The organism is Planomonospora algeriensis (assembly GCF_977012225.1).
The window spans coordinates 1-9,626 of record NZ_CDRNDK010000237.1 but is presented as its reverse complement, the minus strand read 5'-3'; the positions used below and the strand labels follow the sequence as shown (position 1 = coordinate 9,626).

9 protein-coding genes and 2 pseudogenes are annotated in these 9,626 nt (G+C 75.3%); 6 read left to right on the top strand and 5 right to left on the bottom strand.

What is annotated here, in order from left to right:
* Window positions 1–44: 44 nt before the first annotated feature.
* Window positions 45–956, bottom strand: coding sequence for an NAD-dependent protein deacetylase (locus ACWJ6R_RS22350; protein ID WP_449064103.1), 912 nt, complete (start codon window positions 954–956; stop codon window positions 45–47).
* A gap of 90 nt (window positions 957–1,046) precedes the next feature.
* Between ACWJ6R_RS22350 and ACWJ6R_RS22345 the strand changes: the two genes are divergently transcribed.
* The 3 genes and pseudogenes from ACWJ6R_RS22345 to ACWJ6R_RS22335 all read left to right on the top strand — a co-directional run bounded on the left by ACWJ6R_RS22345 (window position 1,047) and on the right by ACWJ6R_RS22335 (window position 2,858).
* On the top strand, window positions 1,047–1,583 hold the full coding sequence (locus ACWJ6R_RS22345; RefSeq protein ID WP_449064102.1) for an NUDIX hydrolase family protein: 537 nt from the start codon (window positions 1,047–1,049) through the stop codon (window positions 1,581–1,583).
* Between the two features lie 49 nt (window positions 1,584–1,632).
* Window positions 1,633–2,340, top strand: a pseudogene (locus ACWJ6R_RS22340) (methyltransferase); the annotation flags it as partial.
* Between the two features lie 56 nt (window positions 2,341–2,396).
* The gene (locus ACWJ6R_RS22335; RefSeq protein WP_449064101.1) at window positions 2,397–2,858 is read left to right on the top strand and encodes a class I SAM-dependent methyltransferase; all 462 of its coding nucleotides are present in this window, start codon (window positions 2,397–2,399) and stop codon (window positions 2,856–2,858) included.
* Here the strand turns inward: ACWJ6R_RS22335 and ACWJ6R_RS22330 are convergent.
* The 3 genes and pseudogenes from ACWJ6R_RS22330 to ACWJ6R_RS22320 all read right to left on the bottom strand — a co-directional run bounded on the left by ACWJ6R_RS22330 (window position 2,848) and on the right by ACWJ6R_RS22320 (window position 5,713).
* The gene (locus ACWJ6R_RS22330) at window positions 2,848–4,152 is read right to left on the bottom strand and encodes a PEP-utilizing enzyme (RefSeq protein ID WP_449064100.1); all 1,305 of its coding nucleotides are present in this window, start codon (window positions 4,150–4,152) and stop codon (window positions 2,848–2,850) included. The genes ACWJ6R_RS22335 and ACWJ6R_RS22330 overlap by 11 nt on opposite strands.
* A gap of 73 nt (window positions 4,153–4,225) precedes the next feature.
* A pseudogene (locus ACWJ6R_RS22325) lies at window positions 4,226–4,900 on the bottom strand (PEP/pyruvate-binding domain-containing protein); the annotation flags it as partial.
* Window positions 4,901–4,990: 90 nt separating this feature from the next.
* Window positions 4,991–5,713, bottom strand: a complete 723-nt coding sequence (locus ACWJ6R_RS22320; protein WP_449064099.1) for a TetR/AcrR family transcriptional regulator — start codon at window positions 5,711–5,713, stop codon at window positions 4,991–4,993.
* Window positions 5,714–5,840: 127 nt separating this feature from the next.
* Here ACWJ6R_RS22320 and ACWJ6R_RS22315 point away from each other — a divergent pair, with 127 nt between their 5' ends.
* A complete protein-coding gene (locus ACWJ6R_RS22315; protein WP_449064098.1) occupies window positions 5,841–6,257 on the top strand; it encodes a YchJ family protein in 417 nt (138 codons plus the stop codon).
* A 51-nt stretch (window positions 6,258–6,308) separates the two neighbouring features.
* Here ACWJ6R_RS22315 and ACWJ6R_RS22310 read toward each other — a convergent pair whose 3' ends face one another.
* Window positions 6,309–7,565: an NAD(P)/FAD-dependent oxidoreductase gene (locus tag ACWJ6R_RS22310; protein ID WP_449064097.1), complete on the bottom strand. Its 1,257-nt coding sequence runs from the start codon at window positions 7,563–7,565 to the stop codon at window positions 6,309–6,311.
* A gap of 339 nt (window positions 7,566–7,904) precedes the next feature.
* On the opposite strand from ACWJ6R_RS22310, the gene ACWJ6R_RS22305 reads away from it, so the two are divergent.
* On the top strand, window positions 7,905–8,648 hold the full coding sequence (locus tag ACWJ6R_RS22305; RefSeq protein WP_449064096.1) for a hypothetical protein: 744 nt from the start codon (window positions 7,905–7,907) through the stop codon (window positions 8,646–8,648).
* A 15-nt stretch (window positions 8,649–8,663) separates the two neighbouring features.
* Window positions 8,664–9,623 (top strand): ABC transporter transmembrane domain-containing protein, encoded by a 960-nt coding sequence (locus ACWJ6R_RS22300; protein WP_449064095.1) that lies wholly within the window; start codon window positions 8,664–8,666, stop codon window positions 9,621–9,623.
* Window positions 9,624–9,626: the final 3 nt, after the last annotated feature.

Below are 9,626 nucleotides of genomic sequence, written 5' to 3'. Positions count from 1 at the left end.
GGCGCGGCGTACGGAGGTCACCTCCGGGCGCGGCGCCCGGGCCGTCACCGCGCCGGTCCGAGCTCCGACAGGAGCGCGGTGAGGGCCGGGCCGAGCGGGACGTCGAAGGACAGGAGCGCGTCGGCGTCGCCCCGGGTCGGCCCCCGGTTGACGATCACGACGGGTACGGCGTGCCCGGCGGCGTGGCGGACGAACCGGTAGCCGGACATCACCGTCAGCGAGGACCCGAGGACCAGCAGCATGCCGGCCCGCTCGGTCAGCGCGTAGCACTCCTGGACCCGGGAACGCGGCACGTTCTCACCGAAGAAGATCACGTCGGGCTTGAGCAGGCCGCCGCAGCCGCGGCAGTCCACGACGCGGAAGGAGTCGACCCGGTCGTCGGCGAGGACGGCGTCGCCGTCGGGGTTGACCGCCTCGGCCCGGGCGTCCCAGCCCGGATTGGCCGCGCGCAGGCGCCGGTCGAGCAGGTCGCGCGGGGTGCGCTCGCCGCAGGACAGGCAGCGGACGCGGTCGAGGCCGCCGTGCAGCTCGATCACGTCCCGGGCGCCGGCGGCCTGGTGCAGGCCGTCGACGTTCTGGGTGATGATCCCGGCGACCAGCCCCCGGCTCTGCAGTTCGGCGACCGCGCGGTGACCGGCGTTGGGGGCGGCGCGGGCGATGTGCCGCCAGCCCAGGTGGCTGCGCGCCCAGTAACGCCTGCGGGCCGCCGCGCTGCCGGTGAACGCCTGGTACGTCATCGGCTCGGCGCGCCGCATGCGGCCGGTCTCCCCCCGGTAGTCCGGGATGCCGGACTCGGTCGACAGGCCGGCCCCGCTCAGGACCACCACCTCGCCGTCCGCGACGAGATCGGCCAGCATCCGGAACCGGTGGCCGGGGTCCGCGCCCGGCCGGCCGGGCGGCGCGCCGGGCACGCCTCCGGGTACGCCGCCGGAACCCTCGTCCACCACCCGAGCCATCTGTCCATGATGCCCGATGTCCGCATCCGGTCGAGCCGCACTTCGGGAGTGGCCGTGCCCGCGGAGCCCGCCGCGAAGTACGATCGACCAATGACCGAAATGACCGAAACCGCGTCCGGTTGGCTCTCTCCCGACGAGCTGGAGGCGGCACGCGCGCGGATGCCGATCCTCTACGTCGACGCCGTACCGGTGCGGGTCGACGATACGGGAACGGTCACGCACGTCGGGCTGCTGCTGCGCATCGGATCGGACGGGACGGTCAGCCGCGCCCTGGTCTCCGGGCGCGTGCTCCACCACGAGCGCGTCCGCGACGCGCTCCTGCGCCATCTGGAGAAGGACCTCGGCCCGGTGGCGCTGCCCCGCGTCCCGGTCTCCCCGCAGCCGTTCACCATCGCCGAGTACTTCCCGACCCCGGGTGTCACGCCGTACCACGACCCCCGGCAGCACGCGGTCTCCCTGGCCTACGTCGTCCCGGTCGCGGGGGACTGCAGCCCCCGGCAGGACGCCCTCGACTTCGCCTGGTTCACGCCGGAGGAGGCCGCCTCGCCGTCGGTGCTGCAGGAGATGTCCGGCGGGCAGGACGTCCTGCTGAAGCAGGCGCTCGCCCACGTCGGCCGCCTCCCCTGACCGTCCCGCGGAACGTCCCCGCGGTGCCGTGCGGCTACCCTGGGGCGCGATGAACCGCCTGACGACTCCGCGAGGTGAGCTCGACCTCGCCCGTTTCCCCGAAGACCCCCGCGACCTGCTCCGCGCCTGGGACGCCGCCGACGAGTACCTCCTGCGGCACCTCGCCGGCACCGCCGGCGAGGCCGGCGGCGGGACCGGGGGCGGAAGCGGCGGCGGGCCGGTGGACCTGTCGGGCACCGTGGTCGTGGCGGGGGACCGGTGGGGCGCGCTGGCCACCGCGCTCGCCGGTCACCGCCCCGTGCAGATCAGCGACTCGTTCCTCGCCCAGCAGGCGACCCGGGCCAACCTGGAGCGCAACGGGATCGGCGCGGAGGAGGTGCGGCTGCTGTCGACCAGGGACGCCCCGCCGGAGCGGATCGACGTGCTGCTGGTCCGGGTGCCCAGGAGCCTGGCGCTCCTGGAGGACCAGCTGCACCGGCTCGCGCCCGGCGTGCACGTCGGCACCGTCGTCGTCGGCACGGGGATGGTCACCGAGATCCACACCTCGACGCTGCGGCTGTTCGAGCGGATCCTCGGCCCGACCCGGACGTCGCTGGCGGTGCGGAAGGCGCGGCTCATCCTGTGCACGCCCGATCCCGGCCTGCCCCGGGCCGCCAGCCCCTGGCCGAAGAGCTACGAGCTGCCCGGCGGGGTGGGACCGGCCTCGGGCCTGACCGCCGTCAACCACGCGGGCGTCTTCTGCGCCGACCGCCTCGACATCGGCACCCGGTTCCTGCTCCGGCACCTCCCCCGGCGCCGGGGCCCGAGCGCGTCGTGGACCTGGGCTGCGGCAACGGGGTGGTCGGGACGGCCGCCGCGCTGGACAACCCCGAGGCCGAGGTGCTGTTCGTCGACGAGTCCTACCAGGCGGTGGCCTCGGCGGAGGCCACGTTCCGGGCGAACACCGGGACGGACGCCGGGACGCGCACCGGGCCGGAGACGGGGGCCGGGTCCAGGGCGGAGTTCCGGGTGGGCGACGGGTTGTCCGGCGTACCGCCCCGGACGGTCGACCTGGTCCTGAACAACCCGCCGTTCCACAGCCACCGGGCCACGACCGACGCCACGGCCTGGCGCATGTTCACCGGGTCGCGCGCCGCCCTGCGCCGCGGGGGCGAGCTGTGGGTCGTCGGCAACCGGCACCTCGGATACCACGCGAAGCTGCGCCGGCTCTTCGGCGACTGCGAGGTCGTCGCGAGCGACCCGAGGTTCGTCGTCCTGCGGGCCGTCAAGCGCTGACCCCGTACGGGCCGGGGACCCCGGCCGGGGTGATCACCTCCACGCTGCCGCGTCCCCCGTCGACGCGGATCCGGTCGCCGTCGCGCACCCGCATGGTGGCGTTCCCGGTGCCGACGACGGCGGGGATGCCCAGTTCGCGCGCGACGATCGAGGCGTGCGAGAGCGGCGCGCCGACGTCGGTGACGACCGCCGCCGCCCGGGGGAACAGCGGCGTCCAGCCCACGTTGGTCACGGTCGTCACCAGGATCTCGCCCTGCCCGAGCCGGTGGCCCTCCTCCATGGAGGGGATCACCCGGGCGGTGCCCTCGACCACTCCGGCCGCGCCGGGGAAGCCGGTGACGGTCTCCGCCGCGGGAGCCATCGGCGCGTGGGAGTCGAAGACGTCGCTCCGGCGGCCGGGGTCGGCGGCCCACCGCTCCGGGTCGAACCGCCCGCGGATGACTCCGGGGTACGGCGGCAGCGACCGGTAGTGCTCGTAGGCCGCCCGCCGCTCCGCGACCGAGGAGAGCGGCCGCCGCCCGCCGCGCAGCACGTCCAGGATCTCGCCGATCGTCAGGAAGAAGAGATCGTCGCCGTGCCCGGTCAGCTCCCCGGCCCGCAGGACGAAGGCGCGCAGCACCCAGAAGGAGCGGATCGTCTCCGAACGGGCCTCCTCCCGGGCCTGGACGATCGCGCCCCACCGGTCGACCTTCCGGCGCAGCCGCGCGGCCCGCCGCGGATCCCGCTCCCGGAACCTCCGCCAGGCGGCGCGGCTCACCTCGTCCTGGCGCTCCAGGAGCTCCGCGGGGTCGGTCTCGGAGGCGGCGAGCAGCCTGTCGACCCACGCCGGGTCCTCCGCGGGCCGGGGGGCCGAGAGCTCGAACTCGTCCGGGCAGCGGTGGCCGTACCGCCGGGCGAAGGCCTCCCGGTCGATCTCCCCGCGCTCCAGCCGCGCCAGCCCGAGCAGCGGTCCGAGGCTCTCCAGGCGTCCTCCGCCGACCCGGATCCCGGACGTCAGCGCGTTGGCGTCCTCTTCCCCGACCAGCCGCACCAACCTGGCCCGGAGGAAGACGAGCGCGCCGGCGTCCTGGCGGCCCGCGGCGGCCAGCATGCGGCTGCACTCGCGGAAGTACGGCTCCACCCGGTCCCGCCAGAGCGCGGGCAGGTCCTCGGCGGCGGCGATCTCGGCGAGCAGGACCTCGGCGCGTGCGGCCGCCGTCGCGAGGAACTCCGGGAGCCTGCGGGCGTACCCGCGCAGGGCGAGGCGGCCGCGGACGATCGGCAGCGCCTCCCGGAGGATCCGCCGGCGCGGCATCGGCAGCGGCGGGCTCGACGTCCACCGGGTGGCCGTACAGCTCCTCGATGCGCAGGCCGAGGGCGGCCAGTTCCAGGGCCTGCACCCGGGACAGGGCCGGGCGGTCGCGCAGGCCGGGCGGGACCGGCTCCTCGCGGGTGCCGCCGGGCGTGCGCACGGTCATGACGGTCTTGGACGCGACCGTCTCCGCGAGGACCGTGCGGCGGTCGCGGTCGATCGTGAACGTGTCGGGCGTGACCAGGCCGCCGACGACCGCCTCGCCCAGGCCCCAGGCCGCGTTGACGGTCAGGCGGCCGCGGTCCTCGGTGAACAGCACGCCCGCCGCGTCGGCGGGCACGAGCTCCTGGACGACGACGGCGAGGGCCACCTGGTCGCGCGGGATGCCGTGGCGCTCGCGGTAGGCGACGGCCCGATCGGTCCAGAGCGAGGCCCAGCAGCGCCTGACCGCGTCCAGCAGCTCCTCGGCGCCGCGGATGTTGAGGTAGCTCTCCTGCTGGCCGGCGAAGGACATGCCGGGCAGGTCCTCGGCGGTCGCCGACGACCGGACCGCGACCGGGACGTCCCCGCGGTCCCCGCACAGCCTCCGGTAGGCGTCCCGGATGTCACCGGCGATCTCCTCCGGGATCCCGTGGGCGGTGAAGAGCGCCGCGATCTCGCCCGCCCCGCCCGCCAGGATCCCGTCCCGCAGGCCGTGGCGGGCCACGAAGCCGCGGTAGGCCGCGGTGGTGACGTGGAATCCGGGCGGCACCGGCAGTCCGGCCCGGGCCAGGCGGGAGAGGGATTCGCCCTTGCCGCCCACGGTCGCCAGGTCGCCCGGGGCCGTCGAGCGGAAGCGTGTTCAAAGGCTCTCCTCCAGTTTTCTCCGGGCGATCTCCAGCGCCCGGTCCAGGTAGCGTGCGGTGGCCTCGGCCACCTGCGCGGCGCTCTCCGGGGTGACGGGGCGCCCGGACCCCAGGGTCCGCTGCACCGCCTCGGCGAGCAGGTCGGCGCGCCGCTCGATGTCCAGGTGGAACGGGCCGGGCAGCGCGGGGGCGTGGAAGAACCCGTAGAAGGCGGTGGCCACCACGTTCTGCTGCTCGGCGGGGGTCAGGTCGGATCTGACGAGCCCGTGCTCCCTCAGGACGCCGAGGTAGGCGGCGAACGCGGTGGACATCGCCTCGGCGGCCTCCGGACTGGTGCGCTTGTGCCGCAGCAGGGCGCCGAGCACGTCCCCGTCGCCGAGCAGGAGCGCCTTGAGCAGCGGGCGCCGGAGCATCTCCAGCGCCAGCCGCCGGACCAGGCCGCCCACCGGCTCCGCCTGGTCGGCGGTGCGCAGCCGTACGGCCTCCAGCATCAGCACCCGCTCCCGGCGGAGCAGGGCGGTGAACAGCGCCTCCCGGCTCTTCCAGTGCAGGTAGATCGTGCCCTTGGCGACGTGGGCGTGCCGGGAGACGTCGTCGAGGGTCGTCTTGTCGTAGCCCCAGCGGGCGACCAGCTCCGCCGCCGCGTCCAGGATCCGGTCCGCCCGCGCCCGGCGCTGCTCCGGCGTCCGCCGCCTGCCATCGGAGGACTCGGCCGTCATGAGACCACCTCTCAGATATATGACTGAATATACGTATCTAGTCATACATCTGACAAGGCGTCACTGTGAACCCGGTCCGCTGCGGATCGGGGCGGACGGCGGATCGGGGGGCGGCACAATGAGAGGCATGTCCCGACACAGCCCGCGGCCCCGCCAGGCCGTTCCCGGATCCGCCGCCCCCTGCCCCTGCGGGCTGCCCGCGCCGTACCGGGACTGCTGCGGGCGGCTGCACCGGGGGGAGGCCGCCGCGCCCACCGCCGAACTGCTCATGCGCTCGCGGTTCAGCGCCTTCAGCGTCGGCGACGCGGACTACCTCCTGCGCACCTGGCACCCGTCGACGCGCCCGCCCGCGGTGGACCTCGACCGGTCACTGCGCTGGACGGGGCTGGAGATCCTCGAGGTCACCGGCGGGAGCGCCTTCCACACCGAGGGCACCGTCCGCTTCCGCGCCCGCTACACCGAGCGCGGCCGGGCGGGGGAGATGGAGGAGCACAGCCGCTTCACCCGGCACGCGGGCGCGTGGGTGTACGTGGGAGCGCTCTGACGGCCGCCTCCGGCCCGGGGACCGGGGGCGGCGCCCGCGGACCGCAGGCCCTCAGCGCAGCGGATCGAACGCGCGCAGGGCGTCGGGCTGCTTGCCGGTGACGATCCGCTCGGCCAGCAGCCGCCCGGTGACCGGGCCGTGGGCCAGGCCCCACATGCCGTGCCCGCCGGCCACGTAGACGCCCGGCTCGCGCACCGCGCCGATCAGCGGACGCCCGTCGGAGGTGACCGGCCGCGGGCCGACCCACTCGTCGGTGCGCTCCTCCCAGCGCACGCCCTCCAGCAGCGGGCGGACGGAGGAGACGATCGCCTCCAGCCGGGCGGGGACGAGCGGGGCGTCCGGGCCGCGGAACTCCATGGTGCCCGCCACGCGCAGCGCGCCCCGGTACGGCGTGCACGCCACCCGCACGTCCGGCAGGTAGATCGGGCCGGGCACGGGACGGTCCACCGGCACGGTGAAGGAGTAGCCGCGCCCGGCCCGCAGCGGGACGCGCACCCCCCAGCGGGAGGCCAGCCGCGGCAGCCACGCGCCGGTGGCCAGCACCACCGCGTCGGCCGACAGGACCGTGCCGTGCGGGGAGTGCACGGTGGTCCTCCCGCCGCCGCGCACCTCCGAGACCTCGAAGGCGTAGACGGTGGCGCCGCGGGCCATGACGGCCTCGCCCAGCGCGTGGACGAAGCCGCCCGGGTCGACGTACCGCTGCCCGTCGATGCGCACGCCCGTCGTCAGGGCGCCGGACGCCAGGGGCACGTGTTCGGCCAGCCGTGCGCCGTCCAGGGTGGTGTGGTCGACCTGCTGCCCGGCCTCGGCCAGCCTGCGCAGCTCGTGCAGCAGCCCCCGGGCCTGCCGCGGAGTCCGGAACGCCGCGGTGATCGGCGCCGGGACGAGGGGCGCGTCCACGCCGCCGGCCGTGAGCGCCTCGAACGCCTCGATGCACTCGTCGTTCAAGGGCAGGTTGGCCCGCACCGCCCGGGCCCACGACGACCACCGGCAGTTGGCGGCGAAGCGGGCCAGGAAGGCCCACAGCTGCGGATCGACGCTCGCGGGGATGTGCAGCGGCGCGGCGGGGTTCGCCAGCGACCGCAGGCCGTAGCGCAGCACGGAGGGCTCGTTCAGCGGGATGGTCAGTCCCGGCGCGATCCATCCCGCGTTGCCCCAGGACGCTCCGGCCGCTATGCCGCCGCGGTCGACCACGTGGACCTGTACGCCGTGTTCTTGCAGGAACCACGCGGTGGACAGGCCCACGATGCCCGCGCCCACCACGATCACCGACCGGGGCCGGTCGCCGATGCGCTCGACGCCGCTCATGACCCGCCTCCATACCAGGACGACTGCTGCTGCCGGGATCAGCATGGCCCGCACGGCTCCGCCTGAGGTTGTGGGGTTCCGACAATCCAAGCCATGATCTTGGAGGTCTGCCACAACCGGACCGCTCCGGTCTTCTGAGCCGGGAATTCCGTTCGCGTGCGGTTTGAGGACCGGCCGCCGGGCGGGCGTCAGCGGGGCGTCCGGCCGGCGGAGGAACGCACGTCACCGAGGGGAACGCCCGCACGCCTTCCGTCCGGCGAGCTATGAACGGGCGCGGCACTCGTGACCGATGGAAATTTAGGTTAGCCTGGCCTTATCGAGGCTGATCCCGGAGGGTTTGTGGACACGACGCGGCCGGCACCGGTCAGCGGCAGGCGCTCCGCCGAGGAGACGCTGGCACCGCTGATCGGGCGACTGCGCGCCGCCGCGACGGCCGGTCTCCCGCTCGGGCTGGTCCCCGGACTCCGCGCCGAGGGGGACGGCTGGCACTCCGTCATCGAGCTGACGGCCCCGCCGTACGGGCGGCTGAGCGAGCTGGTCCGGGAGACTTCCCTGAGGTGGGACGCGCCGCCCCACGTCGCCGCCGCCCTGTGGTGGAAGGGGGTGTCCTACTGGACCACCCTTCCGGTCGTCATCGGGTGGGCGGCCACGCGGCACGTCCCGCTGATGACCGCGGCCGGTACGGCACTGCGGTCGCTGCCCGGCGAACCCCACCTCCAGGCCGGGCTGAGCGAGCTGCGGGTCGTCACCGGGACCGTCGAGGAAGTGGGAGCGATCGTCCGCGACACCCTCCTGCGCGACCTGCACGCGCCGTTGATCGAGGCGCTGCACGCGCTCACCCGGACCGGGCGGCGCGGGCTGTGGGGCTCGGTGGCCGAGGCGATCGTCCACCCGCTCGTCACCCTCGCCGCAGACCTGCTCGACGACCCCGCCGACGCGGCGGAGACGCTGCTCCGGTCGATCGGGGAGCCGGTCGCCGACCTGGTGGAGACGCCCTCGATGCGACGGCGCACCTGCTGCCTGTGGGTACGGCTCCCCGGCCGGGAGGCCTGCTCCACCTGCTGTGTGACCCCATGCGACTGACCGGGAGGAACCGCGGTGCCCGTCGAAGGCCGTGACGTCCTGAGGAGCGCGATCACCGGGCAGCGGAGGCACGTGACCGCCGGGTCCGTGCTGGCCGCCGGGCACCAGGCGTGTGAGGCGCTGGTGCCCGTCGTGATCGGGCTGGTGATCGACGAGGCGATCTCCTCCGGGGACGCCGGCGCGCTCGCGCGCTGGGTCGCGGTGCTGGCCCTGCTCTTCGCCGTGCTCTCCTTCAGCTATCGGTTCGGCTCCCGCGCCGCCGAACGAGCCGCCGAACAGGCGGCGCACGGGCTGCGCGTCGAGCTGACCGGGCGGGCCCTGGACCCGCGGGGCGGGGCGGAGACCGGACGGCTCCCGGGTGAGCTGGTCTCGGTCGCCACTCAGGACGCCCGGCGAGTGGGCGCCGTGGCCGTGGCGCTGGCCGTGGGGATCGCGGCGCTGTCCGGCCTGGTCGTCGGCGGTGTGATGCTGCTGCGCGTCTCGGTGCCGCTGGGCCTGCTCGTCCTGCTGGGGATTCCGCCGCTGCTGCTGCTGGCGCACCTGCTGGGCAGGCCGCTGGAGCGGCGCAGCGGCGCCGAGCAGGAGCGCGCCGCACACGCCTCGGGGGTGGCCGCCGACCTGATCGCCGGGCTGCGGGTGCTCAAGGGCATCGGCGGTGAGGCCGCCGCGGTCGCCCGGTACCGCCGTACCAGCCGCGACTCACTGGCCGCCACGGTGCGCGCGGCCCGCGCCCAGGCCTGGCACGACGGCGGCATGCTCACCCTGACCGGCGGGTTCATCGCGGTGGTGGCGCTGGTGGGGGGCCGGCTCGCGGCACAGGGCGACATCAGCGTCGGCGAGCTGGTCACGGCGGTCGGCCTGGCGCAGTTCCTGCTCACTCCGCTGTCCGTCCTGTCCTGGGCCAACGGCGAGTTCGCGCAGGGCAGGGCGTCGGCCGCCCGGATCGCCTCCGTGCTGACGGCGCCGCCCGCGTGACGG